Source organism: Sulfurospirillum sp. hDNRA2 (assembly GCF_024206095.2).
Classification (GTDB): Bacteria; Campylobacterota; Campylobacteria; order Campylobacterales; family Sulfurospirillaceae; genus Sulfurospirillum.
Window position 1 is genome coordinate 1,100,212 of sequence record NZ_CP159800.1, and the last position, 23,083, is coordinate 1,123,294.

Annotated in this window: 23 protein-coding genes; 11 read left to right on the top strand and 12 right to left on the bottom strand. The window is 45.3% G+C overall.

Going from position 1 to position 23,083, the window contains the following annotated elements:
* Positions 1–75: 75 nt before the first annotated feature.
* Both dsbD and NL930_RS05595 read left to right on the top strand, forming a co-directional pair.
* The gene (dsbD, locus tag NL930_RS05590) at positions 76–1,815 is read left to right on the top strand and encodes a protein-disulfide reductase DsbD (protein WP_254375943.1); all 1,740 of its coding nucleotides are present in this window, start codon (positions 76–78) and stop codon (positions 1,813–1,815) included.
* Positions 1,816–2,106 (top strand): hypothetical protein, encoded by a 291-nt coding sequence (locus NL930_RS05595; protein ID WP_039672655.1) that lies wholly within the window; start codon positions 1,816–1,818, stop codon positions 2,104–2,106.
* On the opposite strand, the gene kdsB is transcribed toward NL930_RS05595, so the two are convergent.
* The 6 genes from kdsB to NL930_RS05625 are packed head-to-tail and all read right to left on the bottom strand — an operon-like array spanning position 2,093 to position 8,043.
* A complete protein-coding gene (kdsB, locus tag NL930_RS05600) occupies positions 2,093–2,803 on the bottom strand; it encodes a 3-deoxy-manno-octulosonate cytidylyltransferase (RefSeq protein ID WP_254375944.1) in 711 nt (236 codons plus the stop codon). The two genes, NL930_RS05595 and kdsB, sit on opposite strands and share 14 nt — an antisense overlap.
* Positions 2,800–4,296, bottom strand: coding sequence for a threonine synthase (gene thrC, locus NL930_RS05605; RefSeq protein WP_254375945.1), 1,497 nt, complete (start codon positions 4,294–4,296; stop codon positions 2,800–2,802). Before thrC ends, kdsB begins: the two co-directional genes overlap by 4 nt.
* Positions 4,297–4,312: 16 nt before the next feature.
* Positions 4,313–5,164, bottom strand: a complete 852-nt coding sequence (gene argB, locus NL930_RS05610) for an acetylglutamate kinase (protein ID WP_039672651.1) — start codon at positions 5,162–5,164, stop codon at positions 4,313–4,315.
* Between the two features lie 37 nt (positions 5,165–5,201).
* Complete coding sequence (locus NL930_RS05615) at positions 5,202–6,140, bottom strand: tetraacyldisaccharide 4'-kinase (RefSeq protein ID WP_254375946.1); 939 nt, start codon at positions 6,138–6,140, stop codon at positions 5,202–5,204.
* Positions 6,133–7,266, bottom strand: coding sequence for a DegT/DnrJ/EryC1/StrS aminotransferase family protein (locus NL930_RS05620; RefSeq protein ID WP_039672648.1), 1,134 nt, complete (start codon positions 7,264–7,266; stop codon positions 6,133–6,135). The genes NL930_RS05615 and NL930_RS05620 overlap by 8 nt, the downstream gene beginning before the upstream one ends.
* Before the next feature lie 9 nt (positions 7,267–7,275).
* Positions 7,276–8,043: an NAD+ synthase gene (locus NL930_RS05625; RefSeq protein ID WP_039672647.1), complete on the bottom strand. Its 768-nt coding sequence runs from the start codon at positions 8,041–8,043 to the stop codon at positions 7,276–7,278.
* Between the two features lie 225 nt (positions 8,044–8,268).
* Between NL930_RS05625 and NL930_RS05630 the strand changes: the two genes are divergently transcribed.
* Positions 8,269–8,862: an MBL fold metallo-hydrolase gene (locus NL930_RS05630; protein WP_254375947.1), complete on the top strand. Its 594-nt coding sequence runs from the start codon at positions 8,269–8,271 to the stop codon at positions 8,860–8,862.
* On the opposite strand, the gene NL930_RS05635 is transcribed toward NL930_RS05630, so the two are convergent.
* Genes NL930_RS05635 through NL930_RS05645 form a run of 3 tightly spaced genes read right to left on the bottom strand, consistent with a single transcriptional unit; the run spans position 8,859 to position 10,572 of the window.
* Positions 8,859–9,410, bottom strand: a complete 552-nt coding sequence (locus NL930_RS05635) for a hotdog domain-containing protein (RefSeq protein WP_039672642.1) — start codon at positions 9,408–9,410, stop codon at positions 8,859–8,861. The genes NL930_RS05630 and NL930_RS05635 overlap by 4 nt on opposite strands.
* Positions 9,411–9,451: 41 nt before the next feature.
* Positions 9,452–10,354 carry a tRNA 5-methoxyuridine(34)/uridine 5-oxyacetic acid(34) synthase CmoB gene (gene cmoB, locus NL930_RS05640; protein ID WP_254375948.1) on the bottom strand — a complete coding sequence of 301 codons (903 nt, stop codon included), beginning with the start codon at positions 10,352–10,354 and terminating at the stop codon, positions 9,452–9,454.
* The gene (locus tag NL930_RS05645; RefSeq protein ID WP_039672637.1) at positions 10,354–10,572 is read right to left on the bottom strand and encodes a hypothetical protein; all 219 of its coding nucleotides are present in this window, start codon (positions 10,570–10,572) and stop codon (positions 10,354–10,356) included. Before NL930_RS05645 ends, cmoB begins: the two co-directional genes overlap by 1 nt.
* Positions 10,573–10,616: 44 nt before the next feature.
* On the opposite strand from NL930_RS05645, the gene NL930_RS05650 reads away from it, so the two are divergent.
* Positions 10,617–11,909: a M20/M25/M40 family metallo-hydrolase gene (locus NL930_RS05650; RefSeq protein ID WP_254375949.1), complete on the top strand. Its 1,293-nt coding sequence runs from the start codon at positions 10,617–10,619 to the stop codon at positions 11,907–11,909.
* Positions 11,910–11,912: 3 nt separating this feature from the next.
* The gene (locus NL930_RS05655; protein WP_039672632.1) at positions 11,913–12,476 is read left to right on the top strand and encodes a thioredoxin family protein; all 564 of its coding nucleotides are present in this window, start codon (positions 11,913–11,915) and stop codon (positions 12,474–12,476) included.
* Here NL930_RS05655 and nth read toward each other — a convergent pair.
* The gene (nth, locus tag NL930_RS05660) at positions 12,473–13,117 is read right to left on the bottom strand and encodes an endonuclease III (protein ID WP_254375950.1); all 645 of its coding nucleotides are present in this window, start codon (positions 13,115–13,117) and stop codon (positions 12,473–12,475) included. The two genes, NL930_RS05655 and nth, sit on opposite strands and share 4 nt — an antisense overlap.
* A 125-nt stretch (positions 13,118–13,242) precedes the next feature.
* On the opposite strand from nth, the gene NL930_RS05665 reads away from it, so the two are divergent.
* From NL930_RS05665 to mog, 6 genes are all read left to right on the top strand, one after another.
* A complete protein-coding gene (locus NL930_RS05665; RefSeq protein WP_039672628.1) occupies positions 13,243–14,055 on the top strand; it encodes a peptidyl-prolyl cis-trans isomerase in 813 nt (270 codons plus the stop codon).
* Between the two features lie 164 nt (positions 14,056–14,219).
* Complete coding sequence (gene fbaA, locus NL930_RS05670) at positions 14,220–15,296, top strand: class II fructose-bisphosphate aldolase (protein WP_254375951.1); 1,077 nt, start codon at positions 14,220–14,222, stop codon at positions 15,294–15,296.
* Positions 15,297–15,332: 36 nt separating this feature from the next.
* Positions 15,333–16,208 carry a 1-aminocyclopropane-1-carboxylate deaminase/D-cysteine desulfhydrase gene (locus NL930_RS05675; RefSeq protein WP_254375952.1) on the top strand — a complete coding sequence of 292 codons (876 nt, stop codon included), beginning with the start codon at positions 15,333–15,335 and terminating at the stop codon, positions 16,206–16,208.
* A gap of 121 nt (positions 16,209–16,329) precedes the next feature.
* Entirely contained in the window at positions 16,330–17,622 is a 1,293-nt protein-coding gene (gene hisD / locus NL930_RS05680) for a histidinol dehydrogenase (RefSeq protein ID WP_254375953.1), read from the top strand.
* Entirely contained in the window at positions 17,619–18,572 is a 954-nt protein-coding gene (locus tag NL930_RS05685; protein ID WP_254375954.1) for a ketopantoate reductase family protein, read from the top strand. Before hisD ends, NL930_RS05685 begins: the two co-directional genes overlap by 4 nt.
* Entirely contained in the window at positions 18,559–19,089 is a 531-nt protein-coding gene (gene mog, locus NL930_RS05690; protein ID WP_039672624.1) for a molybdopterin adenylyltransferase, read from the top strand. Before NL930_RS05685 ends, mog begins: the two co-directional genes overlap by 14 nt.
* Before the next feature lie 178 nt (positions 19,090–19,267).
* Here the strand turns inward: mog and NL930_RS05695 are convergent, their stop codons facing one another.
* Both NL930_RS05695 and NL930_RS05700 read right to left on the bottom strand, forming a co-directional pair.
* Positions 19,268–20,374, bottom strand: coding sequence for a TRAP transporter substrate-binding protein (locus NL930_RS05695; RefSeq protein ID WP_254375955.1), 1,107 nt, complete (start codon positions 20,372–20,374; stop codon positions 19,268–19,270).
* 21 nt (positions 20,375–20,395) lie between these two features.
* Positions 20,396–23,026, bottom strand: a complete 2,631-nt coding sequence (locus tag NL930_RS05700; RefSeq protein ID WP_254375956.1) for a valine--tRNA ligase — start codon at positions 23,024–23,026, stop codon at positions 20,396–20,398.
* Positions 23,027–23,083 lie beyond the last annotated feature (57 nt).

The window sequence follows — 23,083 nt, forward strand, 5'->3', positions numbered from 1 at the left end:
TTTAAATCGTTGTAATTTAAAAAATATTTAGGCTTATTCGCTACAATAAATCATTCTTTTTTTAAAGGTAACATTGTGAAACGTATTGTAAGCTCTTTTTGCTTAGTTCTTTTCTTCGCGATTTCGTTATTTGCGATCGAAAAACCTAAAATTTTAACTCCCGAAGAAGCGTTTAACGTGACAACTTCGCGCGATACTCAAGGCATTCGTATCGCGTTTACGATTGCACAGGGCGTTTATTTATACGACGATAAGATCAAAATAGAGCTTTTAACGCCGAAAAGTCGCGATATTACCTCTTCTTTAACGCGCCCGCCGGCCGAATCGTTTCACGAATATCAAACCCAACGTCGATCTTTTGAGATGTTGATCCCGGAACCTCTTCTTGCCTCTCAAGCTTCCGCGTTTGAGCTTAAGGTTTCATACCAAGGGTGTGCGGAGATGGGAATTTGTTATCAGCCTCAAGTTAAACAGTTTAGATTCGACCAACAAGCTGCTTCTAAAACTTCTCTTTCGGAGCAAGACGCGATTGCGATGCGTTTAGCGGAAGGCAATTACGGTTGGATTCTTTTGAGCTTTTTCGGTTTTGGATTGCTTTTATCGCTTACGCCGTGCGTTTTCCCGATGATTCCGATCCTCTCGTCCATCATCGTCTCTCAGCCGAGTGTGGCGATGGGTGCAAAAAAAGGGTTCGTTTTATCGTTGGTATACGTTCTTTCAATGGCATCGGCGTATACGATCGCGGGAATTTTAGCGGCACTTTTTGGGGCCAATTTACAAGCTTCGTTGCAAAATCCATGGGTGATTAGCGTGTTTAGCGCGATGTTCGTCGTATTGGCGTTATCGATGTTCGGTTTCTTTGAAATTAAGATGCCAAGCCGCATTCAAAATAGACTCAGTAAAACGTCCGACGAAGCACAATCGCAAGGAATAGCGGGTATCGCGGTTATGGGGTTTGTGTCGGCGTTGATCGTCGGCCCGTGCGTTGCGGCTCCTTTGGCGGGCGCTTTGATTTATATCGGGCAATCGGGAGACGTCCTTTTGGGCGGAACGGCTTTGTTTGTTATGAGCTTGGGTATGGGCGTTCCGCTTTTGGCAATCGGAACGACGGCAGGGCGCTACATGCCGCGTCCGGGCGCATGGATGCAAAACGTAACGGCTTTTTTCGGCGTGACGCTTTTGGGCGTGGCCGTTTGGATGCTTTCTCGTATCCTTCCTTCGTTTGTTACGATGGGATTGTGGATGCTTTTATGCCTTCTCTCCGCGCTCTTTTTCGGTGCAATCGAACCGCTTGCGAACACTGTGAGCGGATGGAAAAGACTTATCAAAGGATTTTGGTTTATCGTTTTGCTCTACGGGATTGCTTTATTTGTAGGGCTTTTAAGCGGTGCTAGCAATCCACTTTCTCCGTTTGAACGCTTGACGTTGAAAGAAAATACGCTTCATACCGCCTCTTCGTCAGACGCTTCCATGTTACATGTCAAAACGTTAGAGGAGTTAAACGCGTTCATTGCCAAAGCGCAAAAACCCGTTATGGTCGATTTTTATGCCGATTGGTGTGTGAATTGCGTCGAGTTTGAGCGTTTTACGTTCCAAGACGCTCGCGTTCAAGAGAAGCTCAAAACGATGGAGCGGGTGAAAATCGACGTAACGAACAACAGCGATGAAGATAAAAAGCTCCAAAAAGCGTTCGGTATTTTCGGACCTCCGGCAATTTTATTTTTTAAAAATGCCCAAGAAATAAGCGAACTGCGCCTTGTCGGTTATAAAAACGCCGACGAATTTTTAACACATATCGAGAAAGTAGGGCACTAAATGAAAGTGATTTTAGTTGTTGACGTCGAGGGCTTAAACGATCAAGTCGTTTTTGAAAAGCATTTGAAAAAAGAGGGTTTTACGCCTATTAGCGGGGAGTCGTTCGCATATGAGGGCGATACGACGACGCATTTGTTTAGCACGCGAGCGTTTATCATGGAAGTTGTGGGTAAAGCTTTGGATAAATCAGGATTTTTAGAGTGCCGTATTATGTTTCAAGTCGGAGAAAATCCGATGGAGACATATCGCTTCGATACGTCTTCCCAAGAGTTTGTGCTTACGAACGGTTAAAAAAGCGCAATGCGCGCTCTAAATCTTCGGGGGTGTCGATACCGAAGCTTTGACTGTGCACTTTGACCATGGCAATTTTATAGCCGTGGTATAGGGCGCGTAGTTGTTCCAGTTTTTCGATATGTTCAATAGGTGCATAAGGAAGCGCACAAAAAGTTTCCAATGCTTCTTTACGAAAGGCATAAATCCCTAAATGCCCGAAATAACCCTCGAAACCGCCTTCACGATCATAAGGAATCGCACTTCTGGAAAAATAGATCGCTTGATCGTCGGCATCTAAAATGACCTTGACGAGATTGGGGTCTTTGACATGTAAAAGATCGATCGGTTTGCATGCGCTGGTAATCAATGCTTTGGTTTGTTCGGCACGTTGGATCACGTGTTGAACGACGCTTTCCTCGATAAACGGCTCATCTGCTTGCACGTTCACGATGATTTCGTCGGAAGGAAGGCTGAGTTTGGATGCGGCTTCGTTAATGCGATCCGTTCCGCTTTGATGCTCTTTTGAAGTTAAAATCGCCTTGAATCCGTAAGATTGGGCTAATGCCACAACTTCTGCCGTATCGGCGGCAATCGCAACATCGTCGAGATGTTCTACGCGCTTAGCGGTTGCGATCACCATCGGAATACCGTCAATTGGAGCTAAAATCTTACCGGGAAAGCGCGTCGATGCAAAACGCGCTGGGATGATAATCACTGTGCATCCTTTTGACATGTAGCGTTTAAGAAATCAAAAATCTCTTCTTCGATGCGATCTTTTTCAACGACGCGATCGTGAATGATCGTTTCGTTAAAGAGGCTTTGAATGCAAGGTGGAATCGTGACATGTAAGGTTTGAGCGATGCCTTCCAATGCCTCTTTATCGCTGTATTTGAGCGTATCGTGTCGAAGAGCGTTAAGCATTGTGGGTGCAAATTTCGTCCATTCGGCGGTTGAGCATAGAACACACGTAAGCGGTTTGGCTTTCAGCGTTTGATAGGCTTTGAGGCACGTTGCCGTATGCGGATCGAGTACATAGCCTTTATCGGCATAATGACGGATTTGATCTTTGCCGAAATCGTCGTCGCAATACACCGCCGCAAAATCTTCTTGTAAAGCTAAAAGCTCTTGATTGTTTAGCATATAGACTTTGTTTTCTTTGAGCGACTCCATCAGCTCTTTGGTACGTGCAGCTCCGAACTTATCGAATAAAACGCGCTCGACGTTGGAGGAGATCAAAATATCCATCGCCGGCGAAGTGGTTTGCAGCAAGCTTCGATGACGCAAGTCGTAAACACCCGTCGTAATCAGGTCGGTTAAAATATTGTTGATATTGGAAGCGATTAGGATTTTTTCAATCGGCAATCCCATCTTTTTGGCATAGTAAGCTCCCAAAGCGTTTCCGAAATTCCCGCTTGGAATAATCGTGTAAAAAGGTTCTCCTAGCGTTGCTTTACGTTGTTTCAGTAATGCGATATAGGCGTAAATATGGTAAACGATCTGAAAGATAATGCGCCCGAAATTAACCGAATTGGCAGCACTAAGTTTCATCTGTTTTGCATGCAGAGCTTCTTTGAACGTCGGTGAAGCTAAGAGCGTTTTGAGTGCGTTTTGTGCATCGTCGAAGTTGCCGTGAATGCCGATGACTTTAAGGTTGCGACTTTTTTGCGTCGTCATTTGAAGACGTTGTACGTCGCTTGTTCCGCCGCTTGGATAAAGGCATGCGACGTGAATATTCGCTTTATCGGCAAAAGTATCCAAGGTCGCAGGTCCCGTATCGCCGCTGGTCGCCGCTAAGATAAGGTACTGTTCGTTTCGCTGTTGCGCAAGATGGGAGAGAATATAACCGAAAGGTTGCAATGCCATGTCTTTAAAGGCACGCGTCGGTCCGTGGTAGAGCTCGTTCACGAAAAGGTCGTTTTCGATTTGCACAAGCGGTGTAGGTTCTTTTGCATCGTCAAACGTATCGTAAAGCGCGAGTGCTTCTTGGATCACTTTTTCTTCGATATCGATTTGAAAAAGACGTAAAATATCGAACGTAATCTCTTTGTAGCTTTTATGAACGGCTTTTTCTAAAAAATCGGCATCGATTTTAGGGAGTGTTTCGGGTACGTAAAGTCCGCCGAAGCTTGCGCTCGGATTTAAAATGGCAAACGAAAACGGGACGTTTTGAGGTTTAATGCCGTCGTTTCCGCGAGTTTCGATAAACATGGAATTCCTTTAGCTCTTATTCTTTAATGATGGTGCCGATACCGTCTTTGGTAAAAAGCTCTAATAAAATCGAGTGTTCGATGCGTCCGTCGATGATATGTGCACATTCGACGCCCGCACGAACGGTTTCCAAGCACGCATCAAGTTTGGGAATCATTCCTCCGCTGATCGTGCCGTCTTTTTTGAGTTCTTTGATTTTGGCTTTATCTAAAACGGAAATCAGATTGCCTTCTTTATCGAGAACGCCCGGAGTATCGGTTAAGAAGATGATTTTTTTGGCTTTGAGCGCCACGGCGATCTTACTGGCGGCAAGATCGGCGTTGATGTTGTATCCGGGATGTTCGGGCGTATCGCCTGCGGCAATCGGTGCGATGACGGGAATAAATTTCTCTTCCATCAATTTTTTGATCACTTTTTTATTAATATGCGTAATATCGCCGACCAAACCGTAGCGTCCTTCGCTTAGAGGTTTTGCACGCATAAAATTGGCGTCTTTTCCCGTGATACCGATGGCTTTTGCGCCGTTATGGTTCAAAAGCGTCGTAATCTCTTTATTGATGCTACCGCTTAAAACCATTTCGACGACTTCCATGACATGTTCGTCCGTGACGCGAAGTCCGTCGACGAAACTGCTTTGTACGTCGAGTTTATCCAAAAGCGCATTGATTTTTTTGCCGCCGCCGTGAACGATGATAGGTTTAATGCCGACAAGGTAAAGCAGCACCAAGTCTTTGGCAAATTTTTCTTTGAGTTCGGGGTTGATTTGCGCCGCACCGCCGTATTTGATCACGATGGTTTTTTTATTAAAAAGTTTAATATAAGGAAGCGCGTCCATTAAGATTTGTGCTTGATGAATTTTATGTTGCACGTTCGTATCCTTTGGGGACAATTTCAGAGGAATTATTTTAGCGTTTAGGAGCTAAAAGTGCGTTGATTTTTGTCAGCGTTTCGGGGAAGATATCGATGTCGAGTTTTAAAATAGAAAGCGGCAGATCAAACGTTGCCATTTTAACGGCGTCTTTTTGCGTCGTGAGTATTGAAGTCGCCTGATGCTCGTGCATCAGCGTTTCAAGCTCTTTTTCCGTGTACATGTAATGATCGGGAAAGGCGACTTTACCGATCACGTTATCGGGGAGATAAGCGTCTAAGCGGCTCGGTTTGGAAATGGCGGTGACCAGTAGCATTTTGCGCGTCGGCGCAACGACCTCGACGCGACGGAAAAAATCAACGCCTTCGGTAATAATCAGATCGGCTTTTTGGTATAAAAAGCGAGGTTCCCGATACGGACCGCTCGGAAGGCAAAATGCATTGATCGGCTCGGGATTGGGTTTCATTAAAATATCGATTTTAGCGATATGGCTTTTAGAAAAACCGTCGTCCAAAAAGATGAGTTTTGCCCCTTTTTTCTTGGCAAGGCGAATCGCATCGACGCGGTCTTCGCTGACGATGACGGTAGATTCGGGCAAGGCTTTAGCGTACAACATCGCTTCATCGCCGCTTGCCATCGCATCGCACATCATTTGTCCGCGATCGCTGACGACAAGCATGCCGTGCGATTTTCTTCCGTATCCTCTCAAAATGACGGCAACGTTGTCATACTGTTGCGCCAGCGTGATGCAAAAAGGCGTTTTCCCGTTACCTCCGAGGGTTAAATTACCGACGCTGACAATCGGAATTCCAAAGCTCAGCCGTTTCTTTTTCCCTCGGTAACGTTTAAAAAGGGTGATCGCACAATAAAGAAAGCTGATCGGTAAAAGAGCATACGAAAGGAGCTTGTGACTCAACGTATGAGGGTAAAAGAGATACTCTTCTACCCATAAAACGAATTTAGGGTTTTTAAACACGGTTTTTTGCAATTTCTTTGATCTGTTCGCACACGTGTAAAACCTCTTTATCGCTGAGGCTCGAATAAATCGGCAAAGAGAGAATTTGCTGATAGTTGCTGAGAGCTTTTGGAAAATCGTTAACCCGTAAGTTGTATTTGTGTTTGTAGTAGCTTAAAAGGTGTAGGGGAATAAAATGAAGTCCCGTGTAAATACCTTTATCTTTCAATTCACGAGCAAAATTATCGCGATTCTTATCGATTTTAATGATGTATTGCGTGTAAACATGATCGCGTTTTTTGATCGGAGTGCTGACGTGCGGGCACGAAGCGAGTTCACGGTTGTAAATATCGGCGATTTCCATTCTTCGTTCGATAAAATCGTCGTTTTTTTCCAATTGTCCGATCGCAAAAGCGGCATTAAGCTCGTTGAGATCGTATTTGAGTCCGATATCGACGACGTCGTACACGTAACCGATGTTGCCGAATTTATCCCAGCCTTCGCTGACGATCGCATGGTTACGCAAAAGACGTGCGCGACGGCTTAACTCTTCGTCTTTGGTCGTCATAATGCCTGCGCTGGAGACGGAGTAATTGGATTGCGGATTGAAGCGAAAAACGGTAATATCGGCTTCAAGTGAGCCTATTTTTTTCTTCTCGTACGTTGCACCGAGTGCCGCGGTTGCATCTTCGACGATTTTAATGTCGTAATGGCGCGCCAATTCGTAAATGCGATTCATATCGGCAGGTTGCCCCGCGATATGGCTGATAAACGCACCTTTGAGTTTTTTAGCTTTGTTGTTTTTAAGAACGCTTTCGAGCTGATCGACATCGATGTTAAAATCGTCTTTGTCGATATCGACAAAAATCGGCTCGGCGTCAAAATGACGTACGACTTCGGCTACGGAAGGAAAAGCGTTTACCGAACAGATGATTTTATCGCCGCGTTTGAGATCCAACGCGCACATCGCAAGATGCATTGCCGCCGTACCGTTTACGGTTGAAATCGCATCGCCGCAATCGATGTACTTGATAAATTCTTTCTCAAGCGTTTCGACTTTATTGGCTTTTTCCAAATCTAAGACTTCGTTGATTAAGGAACGCTCGCGTTGATCGATGTAAGGCTTGTAAAACGGTATTTCTTTCATAATAGTCCTTTATTTGACGCTATGTAAATCAGCGATAGTGGGAAGTTTACCTTTGAAACGATTGTTTTCGATACGATTTAGGGTCATTTCGACCAGTTCACGTTCGAAACCGAGCGCAATGAGAGCATTTTTATCTTTCTTTTCTTCGATATGGGCAAAGAGGACTTTGTCGATTTGAGCGTAGGTAAAACCGAACTCGCCTTCGTCGCTTTGGTCTTCCCATAAATCGGCGGAAGGTGCTTTGTTTAAGATAGAATCGGGGACGCCTAAATGACGTGCCAGTTCAAAAATTTCCGTTTTGTAAAGGTTTCCGATGGGATTGATCGCGCATGCCAAATCGCCGAAAATCGTACCGTAGCCTAACAGAATTTCGCTTTTATTGCCCGTGCCTAAAACCAGTGCGTTTTCACGTGCGGAAATATCGTATAAAACGGACATACGCATACGCGCACTAAAATTTCCGATACGCAGTTTTGAAGCGTCGGGATGATGGCTGAAGTAGAGATCGACTAATGACCCTACGGGAATTTTTTCATAGCGAATGCCGAATTTTTCGCATAATTCGCTTGCATGTTCTATGCTAGCGTTACTGGAAGTTGAAGCCGGAAGCATCAGTCCCAAAAGATCGTTGTGAAACGCTTGACGTGCTAAAAGAGCCACCACGGCCGAATCTACGCCGCCGCTAATGCCTAAAACGACTTTGGAAAATCCCGCTTTGGCGACTTCGTCTTTCAAAAATTGAACCAAGTAAGCTTCGATTTTTTCATATTTGTTCATACTACGACCTTTACAAAATGTGAGCAACGACTTTCTAAACGTTTTTGCGGAACTCTTTGTCTTTGCATGGCGGCTTAGACTGACATGTAACCTATCCGTGCGCGCCTAAGTCGACTAATTATACACAAGATAAAATTAATGCATTCTTTTAAGCTTCAAAAGAAATCCAAGAAGAGTTATGTTACACTTTTTAAAATGGCTCTTTTAGTCTTAGAAGGATCGATGATGGAAATAATGCATCGCGCATGCGGCGCGTACGGAACGAACTGTTATATCGTCAAAATAAAGGATAAAGAACTGATTATCGATCCGGGTGTCGATGCGTTTGCTTGGGTGGAGCGTAATGTAAAGCATCCGGTCGCCATTTTAAATACGCACGGTCATTTCGATCATGTTTGGAGCAACGCCGCATTGGTCAAACGATTTTCCGTCCCGATTTATGCGCCTAAAGACGATTGCTTTATGCTCGAAAACGATCCTTTTTTACAAGGAACGCCTTCATCGAAAGCCGACGTGGAAGTCGTGGGTAACCAAAGCTTTACGATAGAGGGTATCGACGTCACGTTTTTGCATTGTCCGGGACATACGCCCGGATGTAGTATGATCCGTATTGTCGATAAACTTTTTAGCGGGGATTTTATTTTTCGCCGATCGATCGGTAGGTACGATTTTCCTTACAGCGATGCTTCTCAAATGCGACGCAGTTTAGAGCAGTTTTTAACACTTCAAGACGATTGGGAAATCTTTCCCGGACACGGCGAGAAAACCAGCGTTAAAGAGGAACAGAAGAATATACCGTATTGGCTAGAATATTTTTAAGCAAACTCTTTGGCGAGATTGGCTTGTAAATCGTCTAATTTCGTTTCTAAAATATGGTGTTCGAGTAAAACGGCTTGAAAAACGCCTTCAAACACTTTGATTTCGTTGATGATACCGACGACTTTGACTTCGCGTTTACGCGCTTCTTCAAACCGTCCTTTTGCTTCAAAGGAGATAATATCGCCGACGCGCGCAGGCGCAAAAAATTTCGAGCGACATCCGATCACGACGAGATTGGCTTCGTTGATGGCTGCAACGGCGGCATACTCCGCCGCACCGAAAATAAAGCCGTTATGCACTAAACCTAAATCGTCTACCGCCATTTCATAAGTGGTTTGAAGTATCACTTTAGCATTGTTTTTGGAAAGAGCACTTAGCGATCCGACATAGGTATTTTTAATTTTTTGATGGGTTTTAAGTCCTTCGTGGAAGTCGATTACGTTTTCGTCGGTCATCGACTCGTCGATTGCATCTTCAGACGACGTCTCGTCGTATGTCGTCGCATTTTCGATCATCTCTTTGACGAGTCCTAACTTATTCTTGCCCATCTAGCATCCTTGCTCTAAAATATGAAAAACAAATCGGCGTTTTAGCGTTTTGCTTTAACGTAAACGCGTTTTGGAGCGGGATATCCCTCTATCGTGCGACTCGGGTCTTTCGGATCTAGAAAATGTTCCAAACTCTCGCCGAAAATCCATTCGGTTTTACGTTGTTCGTTCGTATCGGTAACTTTGATTTCCAAGACTTCCGCGTCTTTAAATTTAGCGCGTTCCAGCCAATTGAAAAGGGCTTGAACCGTCGGAACGAAATAGACGTTGGGGATTTTAGAATAGGTTTGTGCGGGGCAAAGTGCAACGGGGCTCTCTCCTTCGATCATAAAAGTATCCAAGAAGAGTTCGCCTCCTTGATTTAAGCCTTGATAGAGTGCTTTGAGGGTTTGAATCGGATCGCTTCGGTGGTACAAAACTCCTAAACAAAAAAGCGTATCGAAACGGTGTTCGTACAGGGGAAGGTGTTCGACGCCGAGCATTTCGTAGACGATGTCGCTTTGAACAAAACGATTGATAAAGTCAAATTGGGTTTTGTACAAAGCGGAAGGGTCGAATCCGACCAATTTTTTAGGCTTTTGCGTTAACATGCGAAAAAGGTAATAGCCGTTGTTACAACCGATGTCGCCGACGATTTTATCCGACAAATCGAAATGAGGCTCTAAAAGGTTGTATTTGATAAAGCTTTGCCATTCGGTATCGATGAAGGTATCGAAGAGTCGAAAGGGTCCTTTTCGCCACGGCATCAGTTTTTGAGCGCACTCGTGAACGAGGTTTCGTACTGCTGAAGAAACGGAGGCGTCATCGACGTGAATACAGTCTTCAAGCGTTACATGTAGGTTTTTAAACTGCGGAAGCGAAGAAAGAGCTTCTCGCATCGGCTTAATATCCTTCCACTCAAGCCAAGCGAGGCGCTCTTGGCGAATCGTATCCAAAGAAGACATTATTCAAAAAGGCTTTTGGTTTTATCGACGCCTTTACCCACGCCGTCGGTGACGGTTTTATAATCCACGATATTTTCGTCGCACGTTTTGTGATAGACGCCCATCGAATCGTAGTATTCTTTGCAATCGTTATAGTATCTTCCCGATACGCCGCGATCGTTAAAATAGAGGCATCCTTGAAAAATAAAAAGAGGTAAAAGGATTAATATTGTTTTCATAGCGGGTATAATACCATTCGACGATTAATTTTTCAAGGGTCAGTATGCAAGCGATTTTAGAACATTTTAAAGCGATTAGCGCGATTCCCCGTTGCAGTTACCATGCCGAAAAAATGAAGGATTTTATTAAGAATTTTGCTTCCGATTTAGGCTTTAGAGTACAAGAAGACGCTTGCGGTAACGTTTTATGCGTCAAAGGAACGCCGCGCGTTTGTTTACAGGCGCATTACGATATGGTATGCATCGGCGATACCGATCCGATAGTGCTTTATCAAGAGGATTCTTGGCTCAAAGCGCGCGCATCGACACTCGGTGCGGACAACGGTATGGGCATGGCGATCATGTTCTGGGCGATGGAGCGTCACGACGATTTGGAATGCCTTTTTACGAGCGACGAAGAGGTCGGACTTTTAGGTGCGATGGGATTTTCATTACCGTTACGATCGGATTATATTTTAAATTTAGATGCGGAAGAAGCGGGCGAAATTTACATCGGTTGCGCCGGAGGCGTTGACGTGCATGCAACGCTAGAGCTCACGTACGTGCCGTTGGAAAAAGAGGCATTGCTTTACGAAGTGCATGCATTTGATTTTTTAGGCGGTCATTCGGGCGTCGATATCGATAAACCGATCCCCTCGGCGATTAAAGCATTGGCGTACGAGTTATTGCATCAAAAGGAGATTCGACTCGTTTCGATTGAGGGCGGAGAACGTTTAAATGCCATTCCTAAAAGTGCTACGGCAGTCGTTGCGTGTTCTCACCCTTTAGGCATCACCGATCCTCGCATACGGGTACGACGCCTTGAAGACGCACGTTTTACGCACGCACTCGTTCAAAGCGATCGTATCGTCAGTGCTTTGGGTGCTTTTGCTCAAGGCGTTCGCGCATGGGACAAAACCTTGGATATTCCCTCTTTGAGCATGAATTTAGGTATCGTGACGCAAAAGCAAAACGAACTTCACGTCGAAGTGTCGATTCGTGCGATGGATGATGAAAATTTAGCTATACTTGCAAACGAAACGACGGCGTTTTTTAAGGGTTTTAGCTTTACATGTAAGCTAGAAGGCGGACACGGAGCATGGAAGCCTTCCGTCGGTGCTTTTGCCGACGTTGTACGAGACGCCATGCAAACTTTTTACCCGCATGCCGTCTTTAAAGCAATTCATGCAGGGCTCGAATGCGGTGAACTCGTCGCGCGCCAATCGAAAAAAATTGAAGCGGTCTCCATCGGACCTACGATTCGCTATCCCCATTCGGTACGCGAAGAATGCGATTTGGATTCGGTAGAGCGCATTGCACATGTCGTTCAAAAAATTATTTCATTTTATAAGGATTAACTCATGGCACTGATTCAATCGGCTCCTATTGCTTTAGGTACGCCGCTTAAACATTTTAGTCTTGAAGATCCCGACGGAAACGGGTTGAGCAGTAAAACGCTCTTCGGCAAAGGCGGTTTTTTGCTGGCGGTGATGTGTAATCATTGCCCTTATGCCAACGCAGTGTGGAAACGTCTGGTCGCCGTAGCGGAGTTTGCGAAAAAATTGGATATTACGACCGTTGCGATCAACCCGAACATTCATCCCAATTATCCGGAAGATTCGCCGGCGCATATGCGTGATAAAATTGCCGAAATGGGCATTTTCTTCCCGTATTTGATTGATGAAAAACAAGAAGTCGCACAGAGTTTGGGCGCGACATGTACGCCCGATATCTTTTTATTCGATGCGGAACAAAAACTCTATTATCACGGGCGTATCGACGATAATTGGCGCGATGAATCCGCCGTGAAAGAAGAGGAGCTCCGCGAAGCGATTATGTTGCTTTTTAGCAAACAAGAAGCCCCAAAAGTCCAACACCCTTCTATGGGATGTTCGATCAAATGGATCGATACGGTCACGGGTTAAACGGCTTTAAACCCGTCTTTACTTTTACAATAAGGCTGCAAAAGGCAGGTATCGCAAAGCGGCTTGATCGCTTTGCAATGGTATCTGCCGAACAATACCATTGCTTGATGGAGCGTATCCAAATCGTTCTTAAAAAGTTTCGTTAACTCTTCTTCGGTTTTAACGGCTGTTTTAGCATTTGAAAGCCCCAATCGGTGAGCGACGCGAAAAACGTGCGTATCGACCGCCATCAAATTCGCTTTGGCGTACTCGATCATAACGACGTGAGCCGTTTTTTGTCCGACTCCCGCGAGTGTGATCAGTTGCGTTTCGTCAAGCGGGATTTCTCCGCCGTATGTTTGAACGACGGTTTGCGCCATCTTGATGAGGTTTTGCGCTTTGTTGTTAAAGAACGAACACGAACGAATCAGGGCTTTGACGTTTTCAAGATCGGCGGAAGCTAAGGCTTGGACGTCCGGGTAGTGTTTAAAAAGCTCGGGAGTAATGATGTTGACGCGTTTGTCGGTGCATTGTGCGGAGAGCATAACGCATACCAAAAGCTCGTACAACGAGTGATAGCGTAATTCCGTAACGGCTTGCGCATAATGCTCTAAAAAAAAGGCTTTAATGGCTTGAACTTCTTTGGCGGCGGCTTTTTTCATAATTGACTAAACCTTGATTCTTTTTGGAAAAATTATACCGCTAATCCTTGAAATTAACACTTTATTTAAGAAATCGTAATATCATTTTAGATAGAATTCCACAATAACTTTCTTAAAGGACTTGAGTGAAAAAAATTATTCTAAGTAGTATTGCCGCGGCAGTACTTGGCGTGAGTTTAAATGCGACGGTTTTTGCAACCGTTAACGGCGAAGACGTAACGGATCAAGATATTGCGGTATTAATGCGCGCAATGCAAGGTGCAAAGTTTGAGACACTCCCCGAAGATGCCAAACAAAAAATCGTCGAGCAAGCGATTGAACGTAAATTGTTAACCGCCGAAGCGATGAAAAGCGGCGTCGAAAAAGACAAAGATTATGCCGAAGCACTCAAACGCATTAAGAGCGATTTAGCCCTTGAAGTTTGGATGAAAAAAATCTTTGACGGCGTCAAAGTAAGCCCTCAAGAAGTCAAAGACTATTACGATAAAAATGCCGATAAATTTATGCAACCGGCAACCGTAAAAGCACGACATGTCCTTGTTAAAACGGAAGAAGAAGCTAAAGACGTCATCAAACAACTCGACGGTCTTTCCGGTCAAAAACTTGCCGATAAATTCATTGAACTTGCAACGACCAAATCAACGGGTCCTAGCGGTCAAGGCGGTGGCGATCTCGGTTGGTTTGCGGCAAATCAAATGGTAAAACCTTTTGCGGATGCGGCATTTGCGCTTAAAAAAGGCGAAATTACGAAAGTTCCCGTTCAAACACAATTCGGATACCACGTTATTTTAGTCGAAGATACGAAAGCGGCTGAAAAAGCAACGTTTGAAACGGTTAAAGCTAACATCGAAAACGGTTTGAAAATGGAAAAATTCCGTGTTCAAGTTTCCGAAAAAGCTAAAAAATTACGCCAAAACGCTAAAGTAACGACGAAATAGTCAAATGACACGCCTTGCGCTTTGCCGCTAAGGCGTTAAAATGATAGATCGTTAAAGCAAGGCAGTTCTTTCTGCCTCGCAAGAGGCAAGCTTTAGTCAAAGCGAAGCGTAGCTTTTCGGGCTTTGCCCGGAAGGCGTGTAAAAATTAAAAACAAAGGCGTTTTATGGTGAATGCAAAAATTTTTGATTTTGTAAAACCGGGTGTCGTTACGGGCGAAGACGTCCAAAAAGTGTTTGCAATCGCAAAAGCGAATGCCTATGCTATTCCTGCGGTCAACGTCGTGGGAACCGATTCGATCAATGCCGTTTTAGAAGCGGCAAAAGCGGCTCATTCTCCGGTGATTATTCAATTTTCTAACGGCGGTGCCGAGTTTTATGCGGGCAAAGGTGTGAGCGGTCTCCAAGCCGGCGTGTTGGGTGCGATCAGCGGAGCGTTACATGTGCATACGGTAGCCGAAGCATACGGTGTTGCGGTTATCTTGCATACCGATCATGCCGCACGCAAACTATTACCGTGGATCGACGAGCTTTTAAAGGCAAGTGAAGCGCATTTTGCACAAACGGGTAAACCGCTTTTTAGTTCTCACATGTTAGACCTTTCTGAAGAACCTTTAGAACAAAACGTCAAAACGTGTGCGGAGTATTTGGCGCGTATGAGTAAAATCGGTATGACGCTTGAACTCGAACTAGGTTGCACGGGCGGCGAAGAAGACGGCGTCGACAATACGGGACTTGATAACTCGGCACTTTATACGCAACCGCAAGACGTGGCGTATGCGTATGAAACCTTGATGAAAATCAGCCCTTATTTTACGGTTGCCGCATCGTTCGGAAACGTTCACGGCGTGTATAAGCCCGGAAACGTTCACTTAACGCCGAAAATTTTGGATAATTCTCAAAAATATATCGAAACTAAATTTGCAACGATGGCAAAACCCGTTAATTTCGTTTTTCACGGAGGTAGCGGTAGCGAGCTTTCGGATATTCGCGAAGCGGTCGGTTACGGCGTGATCAAAATGAACATCGACACCGATACGCAATGGGCTTTTTGGGAAGGCGTTAAAGAGTATGCCGAAAAATACGCTCCGTATCTGCAAGGTCAAATCGGCAATCCCGAAGGCGACGATAAACCCAATAAAAAATACTACGATCCGCGCAAATGGTTGAGATCGGGCGAAGAAGCTCTTAAAGTTCGATTGCTTCAAGCTTTCGACGCGCTTAATTGTATGAATCGTCTTTAAAACGCAAGGCCTCGAAAGAGGTCTTGACCTTTACCGATGGTTTCTTTTCAACCCTCCTTATTTGAAGAAAAATTTTTTCAAAACCACCGCATCTATTTTAAACGCGACGACCTCTTAGACGTCGATTTTTCCGGCAACAAAGCGCGTAAATTTTACGCTTTTTTAGTGCGCGATTTTCCACATATTCGACGTGTCGTCAGTTCCGGTTCCAATCAATCCAATGCCATGTATTCGCTCTCCGTTTTAGCAAAGAAACGAGGATGGGAATTTATTTACGTTTGCGATCATATTCCGTCGTTTCTCAAACAAAATCCCATCGGCAATTACGCTAAAGCCCTTGAAAACGGTATGCGTATTTTTGAATCTTCCTCGCGCGAAGTCGCTCTAGAGGCTTTCTTGGATTCGCATACCTTACATGTTAAGGAGGGCGGAAGGCAAAAAGAGGCGGAAGAGGGCGTCGCACTTTTAGCGCAAGAGTTAGTGTGCGACGTCGCGCGCGAGCATGTTGAAAATCCCTATCTTTTTTTACCCTCAGGTACGGGAACGACGGCACTTTTTTTACAAAAACACTTGCCATTCAAGGTTTATACCTGTGCTACGGTAGGCGATAGCGCGTATTTGAGGCGGCAATGGGAATCTATTGAGGCAAACGTACATGTCTATCCGACGATTTTGGAAACGCATCGAAAATACCGTTACGGTAAACTTTACCGCGAGCTTTTCGAGGTTTGGAAAACCGTGCAAACGGAAACGGGCGTCACGTTCGATTTGGTGTACGACCCTTTGGGCTGGAAAGTTCTGATAGAGCATCTTGGGATGTTAAAAGGAACGCCGATTTATTTGCACCAAGGTGGACTTTTGGGAAATACGTCGATGCTTCAACGCTACGCGCGCAAAGCAATTATGTTATAATAGAGCTCTTTCATAAGCCGTTTTCAAAAGCATAGCGCACCAACATTTATTGTGACGTGCCGTTGCGATGTTTAGGGCTGATTGAACAAAATTGATTGATGAATTTTAACAAGGAAAAACAATGCTACTTTTAAAAACCGAGCAAAAAGACTTTCAAACGCATTTTGACGAGCTTCTACGCCGCGGACATATGGATATGGAAAACGTTTCTAAAATCGTCGGAGGTATTTTGAACGAGATCAAAACCGAAGGAAACGATGCGCTGAAGCGACATATCGAGAAGTTCGACCGATGGCATGTTGAAAACGATGAGGCTTTATGCGTGACGCCTGAGACGATGAAAGCGGCGTATGAGGCGTTGGATGAGCAACTGAAAAAAGCATTGGAGCTTGCGTATCGACGCATTTATACCTACCACGAGAAATTAATGCCTAAATCATGGCTTGATTTTGAAGACAACGGAACGGTGCTCGGGCAAAAAGTCACGCCGATGGATCGTGCGGGACTTTATATTCCCGGTGGGAAAGCGGCATATCCGAGCAGTTTACTGATGAACGCCATTCCCGCGATCGTCGCAGGCGTCAAAGAAATCGTCGTGTGTACTCCGGCACCCGATAACGAGCTTAACCCTTTATTATTGGCGGCGATGCACGTGTGCCGTATCGAAAAAGCGTACAAAGTCGGCGGAGCGAGTGCCATCGGAGCGATGGCGTACGGCACGCAAAGTATTCCGAAAGTCGACGTGATTACGGGCCCTGGCAATATTTTCGTCGCGACGGCCAAGAAAATGGTATTCGGCGAGGTCAATATCGATATGATCGCAGGTCCTAGCGAAATCGGCGTCTTAGCCGATGAGAGCGCAAATGCGAACCATTTGGCGATCGATTTGCTCTCGCAAGCCGAACACGATGAAATGGCAAGTTCTATTTTGATTACGCCTTCATCCGAGATTGCGGAAAAAACGCGCGAAGAGATTGAAAAATGGCTTCAAACCTTGCAACGAAAAGCGATTGCGGAGGTGTCGATTAAAGAGCGAGGCGCGATTATTCTCACGCGCGATATGGACGAAGCGGTGGCTTTGATGAATCAAATTGCACCGGAGCATCTGGAAATCGTCACGTCTCACCCGTTTGATCTTTTGCCGAAAATTCGTCACGCGGGGGCCATTTTTATGGGAGCGTATACGCCAGAACCGATCGGAGATTATATCGCAGGTCCTAATCATACGCTTCCTACGGGAGGAACCGCAAAATTTTATTCGCCTTTGAGCGTCGATCACTTTTTGAAACGTTCTTCGATCATTAGCATGAGCAAACAAGGTATCGAGGAGATCGGTGAAGCGTGCGCACTGCTTGCTAAGACCGAAGGGCTCGGCGCACACGAAGCGAGCGTTAAGGTTCGATTAAAAGCATGAAGTTTATCGTTTTAGGCGCGGGCGGAGTCGGAAGTTATTTTGCCGCAAAGCTTTTGCGAGCGGGTCATGAAGTTTTATTGGTTGCACGCGGCGCGCATTTGGAAGCGTTGCGTACGGAAGGTTTGCACTTATTTCACCCCGATTTGACGTGTTCGATGCCCGTTCACGCCGTGGACATGGAGGCGTTATCCTCTATCGACGTGCTTGAGTACGACGCGATTTTACTTGCGACAAAGTCGATGGCGACGCGAGAAGTTGCGATTTTTTTGGCAAAACGCTTACGTGGAAACGTGAAAATTCCTTATATCGTTTCATTGCAAAACGGTGTCGAAAATGAAGCGATTTTATGCGATTACTTCGCGGAAGAGTACGTTATCGGCGCGTTGACGCGCAAAATAGGCGCACATGTAATCGCCCCGGGACGTATCGAAGCGGTCGGTGAGGCTGAAACGATCGTGGGTACGTTGTTTTCGACAACGGAAAACGAGTTGTTTTTGGAAACACTTGCACAATCGTTCAACGAAGCGGGTATCCCGACGCATACGACGTACGATATTCGTCAAGAGTTATGGAAAAAGCTGATCATTAACAACGGAGTAAATGCGTTGTGTGCCCTTTTGGAAGTTAAAACGGGCGTTTTGTTCGACGATACCAAACTCTCTGCCTTGGTTTACGGCTTAATGCAGGAGACGGCACGTGCAGCACGAAGCTTACATGTCAAGATTTCTCAAGAAGACGTCGATGCGATGTTTGAACTGATTTCGCATTTCGACTCGATCAAACCTTCGATGTTGGTCGATTGGGAACATCATCGTGCGTTGGAAATCGATGAGATTTGCGGTATCGTGATTCGCGCCCTTCATCAAATCGGTGAGGACGCGGCGTATACGAAAACGATTGCGACGCTTTTAGAATTTAAGACGGAGAAACGAAACCATGACAGAGATTAAAATCGGAATTTTAACCGTATCGGATCGCGCCAGTGCCGGTGTTTACGAAGACCTCTCAGGGCAGGCGATTATCGCTACCCTCAATGAGTATTTAAGTTCTCCGTGGAAAAGTGCGTATCGCGTTATTCCCGACGAACAAGCGTTGATCGAAGCGTCGTTGAAGCAGATGGCAGACGAAGAGGGATGCTGTTTGATCGTAACGACCGGAGGTACGGGACCGGCACTTAGAGACGTAACGCCTGAGGCAACCGAAGCGGTATGTGAGAAAATGATGCCCGGTTTTGGAGAATTGATGCGTCAAGTCAGCCTTAAATACGTACCGACGGCAATTTTGTCGCGTCAAACGGCAGGAATTCGAGGAAAAAGCCTTATTATCAATCTTCCCGGTAAACCCAAATCGATTCGAGAGTGTTTGGATGCGGTCTTTCCGGCCGTACCTTATTGCATCGATCTTTTAGAGGGGCCTTTCTTGACATGTCATGAAGAAATCATCAAACCGTTTCGCCCTAAAGCGTAAACGTTAAGCAAGGGCAAGACGCCCTTGCTACTTTTTAGGTATGCAAAGAGTTCTTGCCGAACTCATGACACGTCTTTCAAGCAAAAGCTCTAAAGACTACGTTAACGCTGCGTTTTCTTTGGTGTAAAGCCCACGCACCTTTAGTGCTTCTTCTTGCAAAATACGTTTTGTAAGAAGTCTATTGTTCGAGTTGTTTAAGATAGCCGTATTCGCCCATCAGCGTCCAAGGACGTACTTTAGCCAAATAAGCGCGTTGCGACTCTAAAATTTCTTTAAAAACCGGATCTTTTGCCGCTTGTTCGTCTTCAATCTCGCGTGCCGCTTTTTTCAAAGCCGCCATTACGTCCGCCGGAAATTGCTGTACTTTGACGTTAGGGTACTCTTTCGCAATATTGGCCCATGCTTCGGCGTTGGCATGGGTCGCTTGATCCATAAGTTGAGAACCGACCGATTTGACAGCCGATTCTAAGATAGCACGTAAGTCGGCGGGGAGGGCGTCGATTTTCTTTTTATTGGCAAGGAGTTGAATCTCGCTTGCCGGTTCTTGCCAACCGGTATAATAGTAATTTGCCAATTTATGAAAGCCCATCGCAAAGTCAAAAACGGGACTAATCCATTCTACCGCGTCGATCGTGTTGCGCTCTAAAGACGTGTAAAGTTCGCCCGGAGGCGTATTAACGGCATTGACGCCGAGTTTTGCCATAACTTCGCCGCCTTGTCCGGGAATTCTAAACTTAAGACCTTTGAGATCGTCTAGGGATTTAATCTCTTTTTTAAACCAGCCGCCCATTTGCATGCCGGTTGAACCCATAGGATAGGAAATCAGTCCGTGTTCACCGTAAACTTTTGCCGCTAACTCTTTACCGCCGCCGTAGTTGTACCATGCGTATTGTTCGCTTAAGAGCATTCCAAACGGTACGGTCGTAAAGAAAACCAACTTATAATCTTTCCCTTTGTAGTAGTACGAAGCGGTATACGCAAGGTCGTATTGTCCCTCTTTGACCATATCCATAACGCCAAAAGGGGCTTTATGCTTATTGGGGGAATCGACTTTAATTTTCAAGCGGCCGTTAGACATTTTCTCAACGGTTTGCGCTAGCGTGAGGGGTGCCGGACCTAAAAAGGGAACTTGTTCCGCCCACGTGGTTGCCAATGTTAGCGTGTAGGTTTTTTCGGGTATTGAGCTTGTTTTGACCTCTTTACTTTTGTCCTCTTTTGCATTTTCGCCGCATCCGCTAAAGAACATAAGCGATGCGGTAAGAAGCGTGAATAGTTTTAAGCGCATGGTGTTTTTCCTTATACCGATTTAAAGGCTTAAAGAGCGGAGTTCACTCTCTATTTTTGCCATTTTATTTTGGGCGTCTTCCAATCCTTTTTGATTTTCGGCAATGACCTCTTGAGGAGCATTGGCGACGAATCGCTCGTTGGAAAGCATACCGCTTAGTTTTGCGATCTCTTTTTCGAGTTTGATTTTTTGGTGGTTAAGACGCTCGATGATAGGGGTTAAATCAACGCCCGTAAGGGGGATGAAAACCTCGACGTGATCGCTAACGTCGGTAACGGCATTGGCGATTTTCGTTTCCGTAAAGTCGATATGCTCAACTTTAGCCAACAAACAGATGTATTTCATCGCTTCTTGAAGGGTCGAATGGTCAGTTACTTTAAGATAGGCATGTTCGATTTTCTTATTGGCAAGATCGATATTTGCTTTGGCGCGACGAATCGCAACAATCGCTTCGATAACGATTTCAAACGTTTCTTCGATTTTCTCGTTGCGTTTTAAATCACGAGGATAGCGTTTAATCATAATCGATTCGTTTGCTTCCAAGGTCGTGTCGGAAAGTTCTTGGTAAAGAAATTCGGAGATAAACGGCATAAAAGGGTGTAAGAGTTTCATCGCTTCTTTAAAAATAGCACCGAGTTCCAAGATTGCCGGTTTATCCGCTTTGCTGAGCTCAATACCCCAATCGCAAAATTCGCCCCATAAAAAGCGGTACAAAGTCGTTGCCGCATCGTTAAAACGATAATCGCTAAAATAGCCGCGTACCTCTTCGGTTGCCGCACTTAAACGGCTTTTCATATAAGCACCCAAAGCCGTTCGAATCTCAATATTTTCGAGGTCTTCAAAGGAGGAGGCGTTCATCAGCAAGAAACGAGATGCGTTGTAGAGTTTGTTGGTAAAATTACGCATCTGTTCCAATTTTTCCGTACTGAGTTTAATATCGCGTCCTTGAACCGCCAAAATGGCAAGCGTAAAACGTAGCGTGTCCGCGCTAAAGGCTTCGATACTGTCGAGCGGGTCGATGACGTTGCCTTTGCTTTTGCTCATTTTTTGCCCGTGTTCGTCTTTTACCAATGCATGCAAATAGACGTCTTTAAACGGAAGCTCTTGGAACGTATGTTCGCCCGAAAACATCATACGCGCAACCCAAAAGAAGAGAATATCAAATCCCGTAATTAAAAGGCTGTTAGGGTAAAAATCGCTTAAATCGCTTTGCGACCATTTTTCTTCTTTGAAAACATCGCCGTTTCCCCAGCCTAACGTTGAAAAAGGCCAAAGCCCCGAGCTAAACCACGTATCTAAAACGTCGGGGTCTTGATGGATTTGGGTACTCTTACATGTAGGACATTCATGCTCGCTTTCATTTTCACTTGCCCATTCGTGTCCGCAGGCATCGCAGTAGAAAACGGGAATTTGATGTCCCCACCAAAGCTGTCTTGAAATACACCAATCGCGTAACTCTTTCATCCACGCATTGTACGAATTGATCCAGTGGCTCGGGTAAAATTCCGTTAAGTGGCGGTTGACTTTTTCGATCGCACCTTGCGCAATCTCTTTTTTAACAAACCATTGTTTAGAGATGTACGGTTCAACGACGTTTTTACAACGGTAACAGTGACCGACTTGGTTTTCGTAATCTTCGATTTTATCGACAAAGCCTTCTTCTTGCAGCTTCGCGACGACATGTTCGCGTGCATTTAAGCGTTCCATGCCTTGAAATGCGCCGCAATAATCGTTGAGCATACCCGCTTCGTCGAAAATCGTGATAAATTCCAATCCGTGGCGTTTCCCGACTTCGTAATCGTTGACGTCATGGGCCGGCGTAACTTTCACGCAACCGGTACCAAAGCTCATATCGACGTGTTCGTCGGCGATAATAGTGATTTCTCTTCCGATGAGCGGTAAAACGACTTTTTGCCCGACAAGGTGTTTGTAGCGTTCGTCTTCCGGGTGAACCATGACCGCCGTGTCTCCGAAATAGGTCTCAGGACGCGTCGTGGCGACGACGAGGTATTCTTGCGAATTTTGAAGAAAATATTTGAGATGGTACAATTTGCCTTTGTGTGTTTCGTACTCGACTTCGATATCGCTGAGTGCGCCGTCGTGCGTACACCAGTTGACCATATAATTGCCGCGGACGATCAGCCCCTCTTCGTACCATTTGACAAACGCTTTTCGAACGGCTTTTTTAAGCCCGTCGTCCATGGTAAAGCGTTCCCTACTCCATGCCGGAGAAGCTCCGAGTTTTCGCATTTGATGAAAGATTTGACCGCCGCTGTAGGCTTTCCACTCCCACACTTTTTCTAAAAATTTTTCGCGCCCGAGTTCTTCTTTTTTGATACCTTGCGCTAAAAGTTGTTTTTCGACGACGTTTTGCGTCGCAATGCCCGCATGGTCCATACCCGGTTGCCAAAGAGTTTTGTAACCGTCCATACGTTTATAACGTGTGATAACGTCTTGGAGCGTGAATGTTAAAGCATGCCCGATGTGCAAGCTTCCCGTGACGTTGGGAGGCGGCATCATGATCGAGAAGTTTTTGCCTTTTTCTTGAATAGCTTTGTTGCCTTCTATTTCAAAGTAGCCTCTGCTCTCCCAAATTTTATAATAACGTTCTTCAATCTCTTTGGGGTTATAGACGGTGCTTTTTTCACTCATGGGGTTCGTTACCTTGCTTTTTTTGGTTGGATTATACAAAAAGAGCGGTAAGACTTG